The organism is Natronomonas sp., from assembly GCF_046710025.1.
Lineage (GTDB): Archaea > Halobacteriota > Halobacteria > Halobacteriales > Haloarculaceae > Natronomonas.
The window spans coordinates 1-15,936 of sequence record NZ_JBKEGK010000041.1; the positions used below are offsets into that span (position 1 = coordinate 1).

Annotated in this window: 17 protein-coding genes and 1 pseudogene; 11 read left to right on the top strand and 7 right to left on the bottom strand. The window is 66.2% G+C overall.

The annotated features are described in order from the left end of the window. The coding region (locus ACI944_RS04620; protein WP_411717893.1) for an NUDIX hydrolase at positions 1-569 on the top strand (569 nt) is incomplete at its 5' end. A gap of 75 nt (positions 570-644) precedes the next feature. On the opposite strand, the gene ACI944_RS04625 is transcribed toward ACI944_RS04620, so the two are convergent. Together ACI944_RS04625 and ACI944_RS04630 are read right to left on the bottom strand one after the other, a co-directional pair. Further along, positions 645-1,358: an HNH endonuclease gene (locus ACI944_RS04625; protein WP_411717894.1), complete on the bottom strand. Its 714-nt coding sequence runs from the start codon at positions 1,356-1,358 to the stop codon at positions 645-647. Further along, positions 1,355-3,523 (bottom strand): ATP-dependent DNA helicase, encoded by a 2,169-nt coding sequence (locus tag ACI944_RS04630; protein WP_411717895.1) that lies wholly within the window; start codon positions 3,521-3,523, stop codon positions 1,355-1,357. The genes ACI944_RS04625 and ACI944_RS04630 overlap by 4 nt, the downstream gene beginning before the upstream one ends. A gap of 272 nt (positions 3,524-3,795) precedes the next feature. Here ACI944_RS04630 and arcS point away from each other — a divergent pair, with 272 nt between their 5' ends. Genes arcS through ACI944_RS04655 form a run of 5 tightly spaced genes read left to right on the top strand, consistent with a single transcriptional unit; the run spans position 3,796 to position 6,919 of the window. Beyond that, the gene (gene arcS, locus ACI944_RS04635) at positions 3,796-5,547 is read left to right on the top strand and encodes an archaeosine synthase subunit alpha (RefSeq protein WP_411717896.1); all 1,752 of its coding nucleotides are present in this window, start codon (positions 3,796-3,798) and stop codon (positions 5,545-5,547) included. 43 nt (positions 5,548-5,590) lie between these two features. Further along, positions 5,591-5,977, top strand: coding sequence for a hypothetical protein (locus ACI944_RS04640; protein WP_411717897.1), 387 nt, complete (start codon positions 5,591-5,593; stop codon positions 5,975-5,977). After that, a complete protein-coding gene (locus ACI944_RS04645) occupies positions 5,974-6,297 on the top strand; it encodes a ubiquitin-like small modifier protein 1 (RefSeq protein WP_411717898.1) in 324 nt (107 codons plus the stop codon). Before ACI944_RS04640 ends, ACI944_RS04645 begins: the two co-directional genes overlap by 4 nt. Further along, entirely contained in the window at positions 6,298-6,558 is a 261-nt protein-coding gene (locus ACI944_RS04650; RefSeq protein WP_411717899.1) for a hypothetical protein, read from the top strand. It begins immediately after the preceding gene. A gap of 1 nt (position 6,559) precedes the next feature. Next, entirely contained in the window at positions 6,560-6,919 is a 360-nt protein-coding gene (locus tag ACI944_RS04655; RefSeq protein WP_411717900.1) for a hypothetical protein, read from the top strand. A 54-nt stretch (positions 6,920-6,973) separates the two neighbouring features. Here ACI944_RS04655 and gatD read toward each other — a convergent pair whose 3' ends face one another. Next, complete coding sequence (gene gatD / locus ACI944_RS04660) at positions 6,974-8,218, bottom strand: Glu-tRNA(Gln) amidotransferase subunit GatD (protein ID WP_411717901.1); 1,245 nt, start codon at positions 8,216-8,218, stop codon at positions 6,974-6,976. A gap of 177 nt (positions 8,219-8,395) precedes the next feature. On the opposite strand from gatD, the gene ACI944_RS04665 reads away from it, so the two are divergent. Both ACI944_RS04665 and ACI944_RS04670 read left to right on the top strand, forming a co-directional pair. Next, positions 8,396-8,575, top strand: a complete 180-nt coding sequence (locus ACI944_RS04665) for a ribbon-helix-helix domain-containing protein (protein WP_411717902.1) — start codon at positions 8,396-8,398, stop codon at positions 8,573-8,575. Further along, entirely contained in the window at positions 8,568-9,284 is a 717-nt protein-coding gene (locus tag ACI944_RS04670) for a queuosine precursor transporter (protein ID WP_411717903.1), read from the top strand. The genes ACI944_RS04665 and ACI944_RS04670 overlap by 8 nt, the downstream gene beginning before the upstream one ends. Before the next feature lie 40 nt (positions 9,285-9,324). Here the strand turns inward: ACI944_RS04670 and ACI944_RS04675 are convergent, their stop codons facing one another. Further along, the gene (locus tag ACI944_RS04675; protein WP_411717904.1) at positions 9,325-10,692 is read right to left on the bottom strand and encodes a sodium-dependent transporter; all 1,368 of its coding nucleotides are present in this window, start codon (positions 10,690-10,692) and stop codon (positions 9,325-9,327) included. A 185-nt stretch (positions 10,693-10,877) separates the two neighbouring features. Between ACI944_RS04675 and ACI944_RS04680 the strand changes: the two genes are divergently transcribed. The 3 genes from ACI944_RS04680 (at position 10,878) to ACI944_RS04690 (ending at position 12,546) form a co-directional block, all read left to right on the top strand. Further along, the gene (locus ACI944_RS04680; RefSeq protein WP_411717905.1) at positions 10,878-11,003 is read left to right on the top strand and encodes a hypothetical protein; all 126 of its coding nucleotides are present in this window, start codon (positions 10,878-10,880) and stop codon (positions 11,001-11,003) included. Between the two features lie 516 nt (positions 11,004-11,519). Next, positions 11,520-12,077 carry a hypothetical protein gene (locus ACI944_RS04685; protein ID WP_411717906.1) on the top strand — a complete coding sequence of 186 codons (558 nt, stop codon included), beginning with the start codon at positions 11,520-11,522 and terminating at the stop codon, positions 12,075-12,077. Between the two features lie 4 nt (positions 12,078-12,081). Further along, the gene (locus ACI944_RS04690) at positions 12,082-12,546 is read left to right on the top strand and encodes a hypothetical protein (RefSeq protein WP_411717907.1); all 465 of its coding nucleotides are present in this window, start codon (positions 12,082-12,084) and stop codon (positions 12,544-12,546) included. A 202-nt stretch (positions 12,547-12,748) separates the two neighbouring features. Here ACI944_RS04690 and ACI944_RS04695 read toward each other — a convergent pair whose 3' ends face one another. The 3 genes and pseudogenes from ACI944_RS04695 to ACI944_RS04705 all read right to left on the bottom strand — a co-directional run. After that, positions 12,749-14,359 (bottom strand): tryptophan--tRNA ligase, encoded by a 1,611-nt coding sequence (locus ACI944_RS04695; protein WP_411717908.1) that lies wholly within the window; start codon positions 14,357-14,359, stop codon positions 12,749-12,751. A gap of 81 nt (positions 14,360-14,440) precedes the next feature. Beyond that, on the bottom strand, positions 14,441-15,448 hold the full coding sequence (endA, locus tag ACI944_RS04700; protein WP_411717909.1) for a tRNA-intron lyase: 1,008 nt from the start codon (positions 15,446-15,448) through the stop codon (positions 14,441-14,443). 128 nt (positions 15,449-15,576) lie between these two features. Further along, positions 15,577-15,936: pseudogene (locus ACI944_RS04705) on the bottom strand (DUF91 domain-containing protein); the annotation flags it as partial.

Below are 15,936 nucleotides of genomic sequence, written 5' to 3' on the forward strand. Positions count from 1 at the left end.
CGGTCGAGGCGGTCGAGGGGGACCGGGAGGCTGCGGTCCTCGTGCCGGTCATCTCGCGTCCCGACGGCGCCCACCTGCTCTTTACGAAACGCGCCGACCATCTCGGCGAACACCCCGGCCAGATGAGCTTTCCGGGTGGTGGACGTGAACCCGAAGACGAGACGCTCGAAGCCACGGCCAAACGTGAGGCCTTCGAGGAGGTCGGCCTCGCTCCCGACGCCGCCGAAATCGTTGGACGCCTCGACGACATCCCGACCGTGTCGAACTACTCGGTCCGCCCGTTCGTCGCTCGGGTCCCCGACCGCGAGTACATCCCCTACGAGGGCGAAGTCGCGGAGATCGCGGTGTTACCCGTCGCCGAGCTCACCGAGCTCGACAACTACGAGTCCGAGCGCCGCGAACATTCCTTCTACGGCGACATCCGGATCCACTACTTCCGGGTCGACGGCTACACCGTTTGGGGGGCGACCGGCCGGATGTTGGTGCAGTTTCTCGAACTTGCGACCGGCTGGCGGATGCCGTCGGAGGCCGACCGGATCGTCGACCCCGACGCCGAGTACCCCGTTTAAACTGCGGCTCGAACCCCCCGGCGCGGGCGAGTCTCAGCTAGCCTCCAGTCTGTCGCCCCCGGGACATGACGGGGGTCAGAGCAGATAAAAGGACGCGAACACGCCCAAAATCATGAACAGCACAGTGACACCGATCGGGTTGGTGACGTACCGGATCGGGGTGTCGTAGATGAACCGCTCGGTCGCTGTCTCGGGCGGTCGGGTCGCTCGAACCGGCCCCGTGGCCAAGAGCGAGGGCCGCACCGGCGCCTCGCTCGCCCGCGTTTGCAACGCCTCCACGTCGAGTCGGCCGGCGGTCTCGAACGCCGCCGGGTCGTATCCGACCTCGAGCAACGCGCCGGCGCAGGGCTTACAAAGGACGTGCGGCCGATCCGCCGCGGCGTAGGCGGCGAGTTCGTCGGCCTCGTCGGCGATCAGCTGACACCGCTCGCAGACGTGTTGTCGCTCCGAGCGCATCGTCGCCACCTCGGGTGGGGCATCGGGGCGTGGGAACATCGGCGCGTCGTCGCCGAGATCGCCGTAGGCGGGGTCGTCGCCGTGCAGCGTCGCGTGGCAGGGACGACACAGCGTCACTAGTTCGTCGAGGTCTCCGAGTGACGGCGACCCGAGCGCCGCGGTGTTGTGAACTTCGAGCTCCCGGTCCGGATTCCCCGGGCCCTCCTCGTACCCACAGCGCTGACAGGCGTATCCGTCGCGCTCGAGCACGTCGCTCCGAATGACCTCCCACCGGGGGCCGCTCCCGTCTCTGGTCCGGCGCTTCTCCGCCCGCGGTTCGAGATTCGGGCTCATGGGTTCGGCGACTCACCCCCCCAGGCGTCCATGTCCGCGTAGAAGTTCAACAGCGCGAACTTCAACTTTTCCGGCTCGATGTCTATGTGTTCGCTTCGTTCCTCCGGCGGGAAGCTTGGGTAGACGCTGTACTCGCCCAATTCGGAGCGTTTTGAGCCGGTGTAGCGCTCGTCGACCAGCACGCGGACCCCGAAGTCCTCCGGCGAGCGGACGACCCGCCCGAGCGCCTGTCGCGTCTTCCGGACGGTCGGAATCTCGACGGCGTATCGCCACCCCGCTGCCCCGTCGCCGTCACCGAAGGCCCCCTCGTAGGCCTGCTCGACGGCCTTCATTCGGTCGTCGAGATGGGGGTACGGCACCCCGACGACGATCACGCTCCGCGCGTCGTCGTCGTCGAAGCTGACGCCCTCCGCGAGCGTCCCCCAAAGCGAGGTGAACAACACGCCGTCGTCGGTCGCGACGAACTCCTGACGGAGCTCCTCGGCGCGCGTCCCCGGCTCGTCGAGGAAGGGGGTCGACTCGCCGGAAAAGCGGTGGTAGTACCGCTCCGCCTCGGCGTAACTCGGAAAGAACGCCAGCGTGTTTCCGGGGGTGAACCGGACCGTGTCCTCGACGACCTCGCCGACGGACCGCTGGACCGCGGGGTCGTCGCGCTGGCTCGCGAACAGCGCGGGCGTCTCGACGGCGTAGGTACGCCGCCGCGACTCGGGGAACTGCTCGCCGTAGGCCATCGTGAGCGGGTCGTCGAGGCCCAGCACGTCCTCCGTGACCGCAAAGGGGCGAAGTGTCGCGCTCATCAGGATCGCCGCGTGGAGCTCCTCGAACAGCGGCTCGGTGACCTGTCTCGGTAGGCAGGTGTACAGCTCTGCTCGCCCGACGACGCCGGTTTCGGTCCGCCGGACGCCGGCGACCGGGTACTGTCCGGGCTCGACGCTCGATTCCATCCAGCGCTCGATAAAGCCCGCCGCGGTCAGCGTCGGACAGTCCTTGCGGCTCGTCGTCTCGCCTTCCTTGTAGGCCCGCTCGTAGCGTCTGTCGAGTTCCTCCCCGAGCGCGAGCGCCGCCTCTAGGTCGGCCCCGAACCCTTGTCCGGTGTAGTTCCGCAGGAATGCAACCGAAAGGTCGTCGCGCCCGGTTTCGTTGTCGATCGCCACGTCAGTCCACTCCTCGCCGACCGACTCCCGGTCCCCGAACCCGAAGGAGTCCTCGTAGGTCTCGACGAGGGCCGCATGAAACGCCCCGACGACGTTCGCCGCCGGCTCCGCCCGGGCGTCTTCGACCCCCTTGAGTTCGTCGAGCGCACCCTCGAGGGTTCGTTCGGCGAGCGTTCGCGTCGCGTGATCGCGGGCGGAATCCGCGACGTTGTGAGCCTCATCGAAGATGACGACGATGTCCTCGGGGTCGCGTCCGATCCACCGGAAGAACTGCTCGCGGATCATCGGATCGAGCAGATGGTGGTAGTTACACACCACGAGGTCGACGCCCTCCATCCCCTCTTTCAGCAGTTCGTACCCACAGAGGTCCCGGCTGTCGGCGTACTCGTAGATCTCGTCAGGCGTCCGGACGTCCTCGTAGAGCCACCCGTAGAACGCGTCGGTGTCGGCGGTGAGGTTGTTGTAGTAGCGCTCGCAGATGTTCTCCCCCTCACGGATGGCCTCGGCGCCGGTCTCTAACTCATCGAGTTCCGAGAGCACCGTCCCGCGCGCATCGGCCGCCTTCTCGCTTCCCTCGCGACTCGCGTCGAGGAGCTCCCCCTCCCGCTCCTCGAGTTCGGCGATGTCGCGCTCTTTGTCCACCAACTCCCGAGTCGTGTCCCGAAGTGCCTGGCACTCCTCGTAACCCACGTCGATGTGACACATCGAGGCCTTCCCACGAAAGACGACGGCTCTGATCGGCTCAGTCTCGGCGATCGCGCGGGCCTCCTCGATGAACTGCCGTGTCTGTTGGTGGACGTTGGTGGTAATGACGACTGTCTTGCCCGCCGCCGATCCGTACTCGAGGGCTGGCACCAGGGAAGCGAGCGTCTTACCGGTCCCACAGGCGCCCTCGAAGAGCACGTCCCGCTCCTCGACGAGCGCCTCCCGGATTCGCCCCATCGCGTCGGTTTGGTGGTCGTAGGGTTCCTCGTAGGGGAAGTACCGACGGTGGTCGTCCGATCTCGACACGACTATTTATTGGTCGCTTTCGAATAAAAGGGTTCGGCGATCTCAGTTCGCTTCCCGTCGCATCTGTGGCCGTTGCGGACACGCGGCGAGTGTCTGCCACCGTGTTTGCCGACACTCAACCGGGGGTCTACCGTAGTGGTGTTCGGCCGGGGATCTGTGCTGCGGCAGCGTCCGTGAGCTGATAGACAGCACCCCCGAGGCGTCCGAGTCACCGTGACGCCGCCGCGGGCGGAACCGACGAACAGTTACCGCCTCAGCGAGGACGGACTGGCATGACCGAGCATTTCGAGGTTCACGGCCGCGACGGCGCGGCCCGCCGGGGGGAGTTGCGGCTCTCTGAGTCCCTCCCGACGCCCGCCCTCGTCGGTGACATCGTCGAGGACGGTGGGAGCCGCTGGCACGCCGACCAGCCCGCCCCGACAGGCGAGGAGTCCGCCCTGACGATCCTGCCCCACCGGGCGCTCCCCCCCGGAACCGAACAACCTGTCGAGGACGCCTTCGGCGTTGCGTACCCCGACACCGAGTTCCCAAGCGCCTCGGTCGTTTCGCCCACGACGGCCGACGACTACGGGGCCGACGCGTACGTGCTTTCGAACGCTGGCGGCTACGTCGGCCACGCCGAGGCGTTCGTCGAGGCGCTGTTGTCGGTCCGGGAGTCGGTTCCCGACGACACCGCGCTGTACTGTCCCGCGGCCGCGACCCCCGCCAACGTCGCCACGCTCGCGTACGCCGGTGTCGACCTCGTCGATGAGAAACGCGCCCGAGCCCGGGGTCTCGAGGGGTTCTACCTCACGACCGACGGCGAAGCGTTCCTCGAGGATCTCGACGAGCTGCCGTGTCCCTGCCTGGCCTGTCGGAGATCGATCGAGTCGTTCGACCGGACGGACTGCGCCGAACACAACGCCAATGCGCTCGCGGCCGAACTCGCCCGCGTCAGGGGCCGGATCGGCGAGGGCCGCCTTCGCGATTACATCGAGGGGCAGGCTCGTCACGAAGCGTGGCTGACTGCGACGCTCCGCCGCCTCGACCAGCAGTACGGCTATCTCGAGGAACGGACACCGGTCTTTCGGCGCAACGAACTGTTGGCGGCGACGGATGACGCGCTCCGCCGCCCCGAGATCCAGCGCTTCGCCGAACGGGTGACAAGCCGGTATCGCCGCCGTCTCGACGCGCCGCTTGTGCTGTTACCCTGCTCGGCGCGGAAACCCTACAGCGAGTCCCAGAGCCACGAGCAGTTCGCCCGCGCGATCGGGTACCGGGGGCATATGGTCTCGATGACGTCGCCGATCGGCGTCGTCCCGAACGAACTCGAGACGACCTACCCGGCCCAACACTACGATAGCGTCGTGACTGGCGAGTGGACCGACACGGAGATCGAATTCGTTGCGACGGTGCTTGAGCGCTACCTCGAACGCGCCGACTATGACCGCCACATCGCCCACGTCCCGGACGACTACCGTGAGATCTGCGAGCGCGTCGAGGCGTCGCTCGGGATCGACTTCGAGTACACCGCGTCGGGGCACCCGACGACCGACGAGTCGCTCGCCGCCCTCGGGGACGCTCTCGACGGCGAGGCAGCCTACTACAAACGTGATCGCGAACTCGCAACGGTGCGAGCGATCGCGGACTTCCAGTTCGGCGACGGCGCGGGCGAGACGGTGTTCGGCCCCGATGCGACAACGGAAGGGTATTACCCCAAGCTGCGGGTCCGGGACGCCGACAGCGAGCACCTGGCAACGATGGTCCCTCAGTACGGCACGCTGTCGCTGACGCTTCCCGGTGCGCGGGCATGGACCGACAGCGACGCTCCGACGAAACGCGTCGACATCGACGGGTTCGTGCCCAGCGGAAGCGTCCTCGCGCCGGGCGTGCTCGACGCAGACGACACGATCCGGCCGGGTGACGAGGTCGTCTTCGAGGGGCCGAAGGCGTTCGGCATCGGCCGCGCGGCCTCCCACGGCCGCGCCATGGCCGAGGGCTCACGGGGTGTCGCTGTCGATGTCCGACACTGTGCGGAACGCTGACACACCCGGCCAGCTTTTTATTCGTGGCGCGCCACCGTTGGGTATGGACGAGATCCAACTTGGCGTCCCGAAGCCACTCCTCGACTCCCTGCCCGAGGACGACGCCGGCGCACGCCAAGACATGCAACGCGCTGTGGAGGGCTACAACACCCGAGTGCAGACTGCGATCGAGACGGCCGACGACGACGGCGAGGCCGCCGCCCGGATCCTCGATATCATCGAGCACTTCGAAGACCGCGTCGAGCGGTTCCACGCTTTCATTCCCGAACTCCGCGCCTGGGGACAGTCGCCCATCTTCGCCATCGCCTGGCGAAACCTCTATGCGGACCTGATCGAACAACTGTACGACAACGGGTGGCTCGCCACCCAACTCGACCGTGAACGCAACGCCCGCCTCGTTGAGGACGGGATCAGACTCTCAGACCTATGAGCGACGCACGTGCTAACGCCGACACCGACGCCGAAGCGACCACCCTCGAACTCCGGTTTTTCGCCACCTTCCGGGCGGCGGTCGGACAGAAATCGATCAACCGTGAGTTCGGGACCGACACGACCGTCGGCGACGTTCTCGCCGCACTAGAGTCGGAATTTCCCGAACTCGCCGGTGACATCCTTGACGAGTCGGGTGATATTAAACCGCAGTTGAGCGTCCTGAAGAACGGCCGGGAGGTCGTCCACATCGAGGGGACCGACACCGACATGACGGATGGCGACACGCTCAGTGTTTTTCCGCCGGTCGCGGGGGGATAAATGGAGGACACACGCGAGTTCCGCGGGATCTCCAAGCGATTGGCGATCAAGTATCTCGAGGGGCTCGGTGGCGAACGCCCCGACGAGACCAGTGATCTGATCGAGGGTGACGACTGGTCGGCGGCTCTCTCCGAGCGGAAAGTAAACCCGATGGGATCGATCACGCTTACCGAGGTCGAGATCCGCTTCGAGGGCGAGGTCGAGACGCTCGACCCGCTTATCGAACGGTTTGCCCAGAAGGCGATGCGCGCCGGTGGGTGACGTGTCGGATAGTACACTCAACGGTAACGCGATCGTGCTTGCGGCGGCGAAGGCGTCCGTTTCGGGCGATCGCCTGCCCGAACTCGTCGACCGGGCCCAAGACCTGCTCGTCACCCGCCGAGATCGCTACGAGCGCCGTTACGAGTGCGTCCACGAGGACGACGACGGCGCGGTGTTCCTCGTTGAGGAGGGCCACTGGGCCGACCTCGGCGCGGAACTCGACCTCGAGCGCCGCGAGTGGAAGGCGTTGCGGCGCGTCCACGGCGAACATCTCAAACAACTCGGCGGCAACCTCGATCGCCGCGCCGAGTTCGAGACGGCCCTCGACGTGCGCGAGGTCGTCGTGATCGGATCGGGATAGGTCTCGCGGCGAGGCTCCCGCTTCGGACTGCCACTCGTTTCCGAGCGCCGACACTCAGGTCCAGGGGACCGACCGTTCCTGTAGCTCCCCGGCGATCGGCCGTCGCATCGTCTCTTCGACGCTCTCGACGTTCTCGAGTGCCCACATCAGCTTGACGTAGGCCGTCTCGGGTAGCGTGTCGCCGGCCTCGACGACGCCGGCGTCGAGGAGGTCTCGCCCGGTGTCGTAGACGCGGTCGCAGACCCGCCCCTCGATGCACTGACTTGTCATCACCACCGTCGTGCCGTCCTCGACCAACGCCCCGATCCGGTCGATCCACTCGGTGTTGACGTGGCCCAGTCCGGTCCCCTCGATCACGAGACCCGATGCCCCCTCGGCGAGGTCGAGTCGAGCCGGATCGGACCCGGGGACGAACTTGATCAGTTCGACGTCGGTGTCGAGGGCGGGCGCGAGCCGGAGATCGTCCGCGCCGCGTTCGGCGACGGGTCGCCGGAAAGAGACCTCGCCGGTGTCCCACTCGACGCGCCCGATCGGTTCGGCCCCGACGGTCCCGAAGGCGTCCCGCCTGGAGGTGTGATTCTTTCGGACGCGGGTGCCGCGGTGCAGCGCACACGCCCCGTCGGATTCGGATTCGTGCATGCAGACGAGCGTCTCGGCGTGATCCGCGGTCGCGGCCTCGACCGCACAGACGGCGTTCATCACATTGTCCGAAGAGGGTCGGTCAGCGGAGCGTTGGCTGCCGGTCAACACGACCGGGACGGGCGTCTCGAGGGCGAACGACAGCGCGGCGGCGGTGTACTGCATCGTGTCGGTGCCGTGCATCACGACGACGCCGTCGGCACCCGCCTCGATCTCCTCGTGGACCGCCTCGGCCAACTCCGTCCACACCGCCGGCGTCATGTTCTCCGAAAGAATGTTCGCCACGACGCGTCCGCGGTAGTTCGCTCGCCCGGCGAGTTCCGGGACGGCACGCAACACGTCCTCGGCGTCGAACTGGGCGGTGACCGCGCCGGTCCGGTAATCCACCGTCGAGGCGATGGTGCCGCCCGTTGAGATGAGCGCCACTGTCGGGAGGTTCTCCTCGAAGGTGATCTCCGAGCGCCCGTCGGCGTCGCCGCCCGACTCGATGTCGTAGGTGTCCTGCTCCAGTACGTCGACGCTCGCGTCGCTCCGGTCGATCCCGACGTTGTAGCCGCCGTCGAGTTTGACGACGAGTTCCTCCGCCGTCGTCGAGGGCAACAGGACCCCCTCGTAGGTGGTCCCGGTGCGATCGACACGGACGCGGTCCCCAGGGTTCATACACCGACGTATCGCACGGTCCGACTTGAAAGGCTCCCTTCGTTGGTCGGGGTCCTTTCGCCGGTCGACTGATCGGTTCCCGGAAGGCGTCCGCATCGGGCCCTGCTTGTCGAATTGTTTCAGATCGGGACGTCCGGACCGTGATACTAATGAGTATTCTTCGAGTATGACTCGAGTATGCCCAAAATAAGCGTGGAGATCCCATCGGAGTTGTTGTCCGATCTCGACGAACACGTCGGCGACGACGGAAAGTTCGTCAACCGAAGCGACGCCGTTCGGGCGTCGATCCGCAAGACGCTTGATCTGCTCGACGACATCGACGCCCGCCACGACCGTCTTGAGGACGACGATGAGTAGACCGGCTGCGACCGCCACTGCCCGCCCCGCCCCGCCCGCGGGTGCGGTCGTCCTCGCGGCGATCTTCGTCGCCTCGCTCGCGACGGCACAACTGACGGCTGCGAAGGTGTTGGCGTTCGAACTCCCCGTTGCGCTCCCGCTGACGGGGGCCGAGTTGGCGCTGCCGGGCGCGGCGCTGGCGTACGCGTTGACGTTTTTGGCCTCCGATTGCTACACCGAACTCTACGGACGACGGGCCGCCCAGGTACTCGTCAACGCCGCCTTCGCGATGAACTTTCTCGTGCTCGCGTTGGTCTGGAGTACGATCCTCGCGCCGGCGGCGGATCCGGAGTTCGCCGGCACCTTCGCCGAGGTGCTCGGCGCTTCGACGAACATCGTCGCCGGAAGCTTACTCGCATACGTCGTCAGCCAGAACTACGACGTAATCGTCTTCGACGCGATCAAACGACGAACCGACGGTCGGTATCTGTGGCTCCGGAACATCGCCTCGACGGGAACGAGCCAGCTGCTCGACACCGTCCTCTTCGTCGGTATCGCCTTCTGGGCGATGCCGACCGCGTTCGGAATCGGCCCGCAACTCCCGACTGCGGCCGTGGTGTCGCTGATGATCGGCCAGTACCTCCTCAAGTTGCTGATCGCGCTCCTCGATACGCCGTTGGTATACCTGATCACGGGCGCGGTGCGTCGCTCCGATCCCGGCGTGGCCTGATCGGGACGGCCGTTTCGACGGCGGCCGTGTCTTCGACCTCCTATGAGCCCCGCAGCCACGGAAGGAACGATCCCTGAATAAATCCGACGTACTCCACGACCCCGAGCGCGAGCGAAACGGCAATCACGACGAGCACCGGCACGCGGGCCAGCCATATCCAGTAGCTACCGAGGCGGCCGAGGCTGCCGATCCCTTTCTCGAGCTCTTCGATCGCCTCCTCGGACCACCCCCAGGCAACGTAGGCCGTCACGAGGAGCCCGCCGAGGAGGAGCAACACCCCGTCGGCGAACCCGTCGTACAGTTCGAGCAACACGATGTCGTAGGCCGGCCCGAGTCCGAGGATGAAGAGCGCGGCACAGACGAGCGCCGTCGCACGCAACCGGCCCATCCCGCGTTCGTCGATCGCGTAGGCGACGACGACCTCGGTCAGGCTGATCGCGCTCGACAGCGCGGCGACGGCGACGGTGAGAAAGAACACCGTGCCGATGAGGCCGCCAGCCGCGAGTTCGCCGAAGGCCGCCGCGAGCGTAATAAAGATCGCGCCGACGCCTGGATCGCCCGGGTCGATCCCCGCAGTAAAGAGGATCGGAAAGACGACCAACCCGACGGCAAGCGCGATGGCGGTGTCGAAGCCGATGATGATCGCCGCGTCTTCGACCAGGTTTCGGTCCTCGCCGAGGTAGGAGGCGTAGGTGATCATGATACCGAACCCGAGCGAGAGCGTGTAGAAGGCCTGCCCCGCCGCCGCGGGGAGGATTGACGTCCAGTTGGCGGCGAGCGTGCCGAAGTCCGGCGAGAGGTAGTAAGCGTACGCCGCGCCCGCGCCATCGAGCGTCGCCGCCCAGACGGCAAGGCCGGCCACGATGAGGACGATCGCAGGAACCATGACCTTCACCGCCAACTCGATGCCGCGGCGGATGCCCAACCCGACGATAGCGACGATGACGAGCAAAAAGAGCGCGTGAAACGCCATCGCCTCGACGCCTTGGGCCAACGTCAGGAACTGCTCGCCTGCGGCCCCCGGATCGGCGGCGTAGCCCTCACCCACCCCGAGGATCGTATAACGGATCGTCCACCCTGCGACGACGCTGTAGTACGACATGATGACGAACGTCGTCACGACGAATACCCATCCGACGTACCGCCAGATTCCGCCCCCGATCCGGTTGAACGCCCCGACCGGGTTGCTTCTGGTCCGTCGGCCGACGACGAACTCGATGAGGATCGCGGGCAGCCCGACCGAGGCGACGAAAAGCAGGTACACGATGAGGAACCCGGCTCCGCCGCCTTCACCCGTCACGAACGGGAACCGCCAGATGTTCCCGAGCCCGACGGCGCTGCCGACCGCCGCGAGCACGAACCCCGCACGCGTCGACCACTGTTCGCGGTCCACTTCGAGGGAAGGCATACCTCCGCTGTCGACACAGGTGCCGATAAATGTGGGTACATTACCTCGACCACCCGGACTTCCGTGGCTCCCGTTCCGGGTCGACGATCCCCCTACGCACCGTTCGAAGCCGGAGACGACGACCGCCGGGGCAACGTTCAAGTATATCCAGTCTAAGCCGCAGCTGTATCATGTGCCATCACCACATGCCCCGTGACCGATCCGAGACGGAGCGAACCGAGGAAACCCCATCATTTCTGAATGAGGAGACAAGCGCGGAAACCGAACTGCTGACCGACGGCGGCGACGATCCCGAGGAGGACGACGCGTAGGGACGACGCGAGTGGACGTGAGGAGCGGACGACGTCGCCGGTTTCGACGCGCGCCTTTTATATGACTCCGCAATCGGAGTGGGTGGAGTAATACTCACTGTTTTGAGCGATGAGTGAGTGATCACGTTTCCCTCTCGGACTTCACGGCACCCAATCCACCGATCCCGTATCCGATGTGGCTTTCCGGAGTGCCCACTTTCCGGTCTGTACGAACGCGAATTCGCCGGCAGTTCCGACGTGGAACGCGTCACTGTGTTGGGTGAGTAACCTATGACACGAAAGCACGACTACTATAACTATTCGTCCCGGTCTATTGTGACTACTAACTGAACGCCGTCGATAGTTGATGATCCGCGTCTGGTGAATCGGCTGCGCGAAGTACTAGTTCTCACCGCCTACTGTGGACTGTAGCTAGTGAGGACGTCAGACCGGGCGGGCCGACGCGATGGTGGGTCACGCAACTGAAACAAGAATAATGATCTCAAGGCTAATATACTTGTGTCCACGAGACTACGTATGACCGACGACCGGCCCGCCGACGTGAACGAGCGCGTCACCGAGGAGTGGAAGGCGGACACCAGTCCCGGCGAGCGCGTTCGCACCATGATGAAGCGGACGTACGATCCCCAGTCAGTCGCCACCATTGCCGAGCGTGCGCTGACCTCGGAGACGACCGCACGCAAGCATCTGAACGTCCTCGCCGAAGACGGCTTCGTCGAGGCGGTCTCTCCGTCGGACGAGCGCGGAACGTGGTACAAACGCGCCCCGCGCTCGGTCGTCCTCGAACGCGCCCAGCAGATCCTCGATTCGGCCGACGTCGAGACTCTGTCTACACGCGTCACAGAGCTTCGCGAAACCGTCCAAGAGTTCGAGGAGCAGACCAGTTCGGAATCTCCACGGGCTGCAGCCATCGCTGACGCAGAGTTAGACGCGGCGACGATGACAGAGTGGCAGACGGCACGTCGGAATCTGAAACTCGCGCGGGCCGCACTCGCGCTCGCGGACGCAACCGAGGCCGTCGAGGACGACACTGGCTCGGGCGACCGCGGCGAGCCAGCAGGCATCACCGGTTGACACGATGGAGGACTCCGAGTCGCACTCGTTGCGAGGTGCCATCGACGCCGGTGCTCTCCACGATTTTCGCTCCGAGTTCGAGCGCTTCGAACCTCTCGCAAGTGGATCGCTGGACGACTCGGTGAGTCCCAGCGAACTACGTCTCCAGCTCGACGACGGCATCGGCGAGGCGACGACTGCGACCATCACCGTCCGGTGGTCGGTGCGAGACGACTACAACGTTCACTACAGCGACGATACGGATCGGAACCTCCGATGGGACGTTCACCCCCACGAGTACACTGCTCCTGATGGAGACGGCCACTACCACCCACCCCCGAACGCGTCGAACAATGATGGCGACATCGGAGCGTCCTGTATCGGAGTAACGGAGCTTGTCCTCGTCGCACGTGCAGTCCACCAGTTGTGGCGGGCTGGCTACGGCAGTGAGAACACCGACCTGCTTAATAACGCGACCAACCCACCGTAGGCGCGGCCGCCGTGTCCTGCCACCGGCGTACAACGATTTCTACTTGGGGCGGTTCGCGGGTTCAGATTCAACCGGACTCCTCGCCGTCGATCCAGCTAAATGACTGTGCGGATAGCATAAACGCCTGACGGCTATCTTAGTTCAACTTAAATATCCATTCGTCGCGTTCGGCGGCAGTTATTATTCGCTCCCCACTCGTCCACTACGGCCGGTCGCTCTCAAGTTCAATGTCGAGATCATCGAGGAGTTCCTTTGCTTCCTCGCGTTTTTCTTGATGATCTTCGAGAAAGTCAGCCATGAGTTCCGCAGCCTGCTCCTTGCAGCCGCCACAGAGGCGTTCGCCGCCGACGCACTCCTCGTAGACGCGGGTCGCGAACTCGTCGTCGTCGCCCGACAGCAGGTACGCGTACAGTTCGTATACCGGGCACTCGTCGGCCTCCCCGCCCAACTCGCGCTGTTTCTCGGCCGTCTCGCGGCCACCCGTGGTTGCGGATTTGACCTTCTCGTAGCCCTCCTCGGGGTCGTCGAGCAGGCTGATGTGGCTCGCCGGGACCGACGAGGACATTTTGCCACCGGTTAGGCCGGTCATGAAGCGGTGATAGATCGACGACGGCGGGAGAAACCCGTAGCCGCCGTGGTCGGTCTCGACCTCGCGAGCCAGTTCCTCGGCTTCGGATCGCGAGAGCTCGAAGCTATCGATGTGGCCCTCGTACACCCGCTTTTCGCCCTCGACGGCTTCGATGAGCGCTTCGAAGGCCTCCTCGGTCGCGTTGCGATCCAGAAACCGGACGCGGGGCCGGAGTGGTTCCTTGCCGCCCGACTCCAGCGTCTCGATCGCATCCTCGAGCGCCCCCACCGGCGGGCGCTCCGCGCGGAGCCACTCGGCGGCGTCGGCACACCGGACGTCGGACTCGGGGTCGTCGGCCTCGGCCGCGAGCGCCTCGTAGGCCTCGGCGACGAGTTCGTGCTCCCCGCCGTCCAACTCGAAACTCGCATAGGCCTCGGTCACGCCGAAGTATCGCATCCGCCCGGCGAGGTCCCGCGCCAGCCGCATGTGGGGGTCCTGATCGGGGCCGACGGGGATGACGGTCGGTTTCGGCTCCCCGAGTTGCGGATAGAGGATGTCGGCCATCTGGGTGACCACCGACTGCATGTACGAGATCTCGGTCTCGCCGTCAAAGTCGTAGATCGCTCCCAGCTCCGAGGCGTTCGCTTTCGCCCCAAGCTCGAAGGCGAGATCTTGGACCTCGCGGTTCGTCGACTGGCGGTACAGCGTCCCCTCGTCGGGGTCGAACCCCAACGCGAGCAGCGAGAGGAGGTAACTCTCGGTGTGGTCGTCGATCTCGTCCCACGACAGCCCGCGGGCGGCGTGGGCTTCCAGGTCGGCGATGAGGCCGTAGGCGTCGGCCCCCTGCCGTTGGTGCCAGATCAACTCGTCGAAGACCAGTTTGTGGCCGATGTGGGGATCACCGGTCGGCATGAACCCGGAGAGGGTAGCGAACGGTTCGTCGTTCATCATCGCGTCGGCGACCGGCCGGTAGTCGCGGTGGCCGAAGATGACGCCGCGACGCATCAGGTAGTGCGGCGACGGCACCCGGGGTAGCACGTCCTCGAAGGCCTCGATGCCGAACTCCTCGAAGAGCTTCCGGTAGTCGTCGACGGTCGAGGAGCCCCACGGGTCGAGGGCCACGTCGTCGACGGCTCCGCCGTCCGCTCGGAGCGTCACCGACGATTCGGTGTCGGCGCCCTCTGTTCCGCCATCGCTCCGGACGGCCGGCGCGTCCCCGCTCTCGTGGGTTCCGTCGTCTGCCATGGGGGGTCGTCGGGGTGGTCCGCGCAAAAACCATTCGCTTGGTCCCCGAGACCGACGTGGCGGGTGCGGGGCAGCGGCTCCTCAGGGCGTCAACCGACCGACCGACAGCCACCGGACCGAACCGGAGCCGACAAGCGCGAAGATCATCCGCTTTCGGACGCCGTGTGCGAGCCGAACGTCGAGGGCGATCTCCCGCGGGGAGCGTTCGACACCGGCCGGGAGCACCCGGACGAGCAACTCGGAATGTCCGATCTCGTCGACGTGCTCGACCGTATCGTACGTCCGAAAGTCGGCCCCGAATTTGAACCCCGTCTTCGGGACGACCCCCTGCTCGCGGAGCGTCCGGTAGACGGTGTATCGTCGGTCGAACCGGTCGCCCTCGGCCGATCGCCCCCGAGCCCTGATGGCGTCCGCCCCCCCGTCGACTGACAGCGCGCCGCGCTCTGCGAGGGACGCCGCCTCAAGCAACGACAGTTGGACGGCGTCGCCCTCGCGGTCGAGGGGCTGTCCGTAGAAGCCCCGCTCGTAGAGCGCCGCGGGTGGATCCCAACAGATCACGCGGTCGCCGAGCAGGTCGCCGTCGACGCTCGAGAACTCGGCGGCGGCGTTCGAGCCCCCGACGTCGGGGTGGTCGGTCTCGAGGTACGTCAACTCGCTCTCCTCGTCGACGACCGCGAGGACCACGTCTCCGAGCGACCCGAGCGCGACTGACGCGCGCTCGCCGACCACCCGGACCCGGTGTTCGACGGTCCCGTCCCACGGGCCGTCACCGCGCGGGTGGACGACGAAGTCCGCACCGTCGGCGCCCTCGACCCACCCATCTCGCGCGGGCGAGACATAAAAACCCCGCTCGCGGAGATCCTTGTAGACGAGAAACGGGACGACAACACCGTCGTTATCGCCGAGAAAGCCGCCGAGGCCGGCCCCGTCGACCGCGTCGAGGTCGCCGCGGTACAGGAGGTGGGCGGCCTCGACGGGGGCGAGGCCGACGCCCTCGCCGCGGGGCCGACCGTAGCCCCGCGAGTCGTAGTACCGCTCGCGGCCGTTCGCGCCGACCTCGACGACCCCGTCGGTCAGGTGGCCTTCCATGCGCGGACTCACCGGTGCCGTGCCTAAATCGGCTGCGGTCCGCCGTTCGTCCCGTTTCGTTCCTGCTCCCTTCTTCGCCCCCGGTCTCGGATTCGGCGGGCGGGCAAGACGCCGAAGCAGTCGGGTCATCAATCCGTCCCCGCTTTGCCGTCCGCCGCCGCGCCCCCGCTCCCGCCGGCCGAACAGGCCGTGTCAAGACATCGCGGCCCGTCCGGGCGTTCGAACAGCGGGAGCCTGCAGTCACACGATCCGATCACCCGTCCGTCGGGGATCGCAAAGCCCGTCTCGCAGTCGGGGTACTCCTCACACCCGGCGATGAGGCCGCCCCGCCGGAGTATCCGGAGGTCGCCGCCGCAGTTCGGACACGCCCAGTTGCGGTCGAACCGTCCCCGGACGGCCTCAAGCAGCGAGCCGCACTCGTAGTCGAGACACAACTCGAAGCGCTCGCCGCGCTCGATCCGGAACTGTGGGAGGCCGCAGCCACACGT

Bases quoted from the DNA above. Each gene is read 5' to 3' on its own strand.
- gatD (WP_411717901.1), bottom strand. From the start codon at position 8,218: ATGAACCCTGGGGACCGCGTCCGTGTCGATCGCACCGGGACCACCTAC.
- ACI944_RS04670 (WP_411717903.1), top strand. From the start codon at position 8,568: ATGAGTAGACCGGCTGCGACCGCCACTGCCCGCCCCGCCCCGCCCGCG.
- ACI944_RS04640 (WP_411717897.1), top strand. From the start codon at position 5,591: ATGGACGAGATCCAACTTGGCGTCCCGAAGCCACTCCTCGACTCCCTG.
- ACI944_RS04625 (WP_411717894.1), bottom strand. From the start codon at position 1,358: ATGAGCCCGAATCTCGAACCGCGGGCGGAGAAGCGCCGGACCAGAGAC.
- ACI944_RS04695 (WP_411717908.1), bottom strand. From the start codon at position 14,359: ATGGCAGACGACGGAACCCACGAGAGCGGGGACGCGCCGGCCGTCCGG.
- ACI944_RS04680 (WP_411717905.1), top strand. From the start codon at position 10,878: ATGCCCCGTGACCGATCCGAGACGGAGCGAACCGAGGAAACCCCATCA.
- endA (WP_411717909.1), bottom strand. From the start codon at position 15,448: ATGGAAGGCCACCTGACCGACGGGGTCGTCGAGGTCGGCGCGAACGGC.
- arcS (WP_411717896.1), top strand. From the start codon at position 3,796: ATGACCGAGCATTTCGAGGTTCACGGCCGCGACGGCGCGGCCCGCCGG.
- ACI944_RS04675 (WP_411717904.1), bottom strand. From the start codon at position 10,692: ATGCCTTCCCTCGAAGTGGACCGCGAACAGTGGTCGACGCGTGCGGGG.
- ACI944_RS04690 (WP_411717907.1), top strand. From the start codon at position 12,082: ATGGAGGACTCCGAGTCGCACTCGTTGCGAGGTGCCATCGACGCCGGT.
- ACI944_RS04650 (WP_411717899.1), top strand. From the start codon at position 6,298: ATGGAGGACACACGCGAGTTCCGCGGGATCTCCAAGCGATTGGCGATC.
- ACI944_RS04665 (WP_411717902.1), top strand. From the start codon at position 8,396: ATGCCCAAAATAAGCGTGGAGATCCCATCGGAGTTGTTGTCCGATCTC.
- ACI944_RS04645 (WP_411717898.1), top strand. From the start codon at position 5,974: ATGAGCGACGCACGTGCTAACGCCGACACCGACGCCGAAGCGACCACC.
- ACI944_RS04685 (WP_411717906.1), top strand. From the start codon at position 11,520: ATGACCGACGACCGGCCCGCCGACGTGAACGAGCGCGTCACCGAGGAG.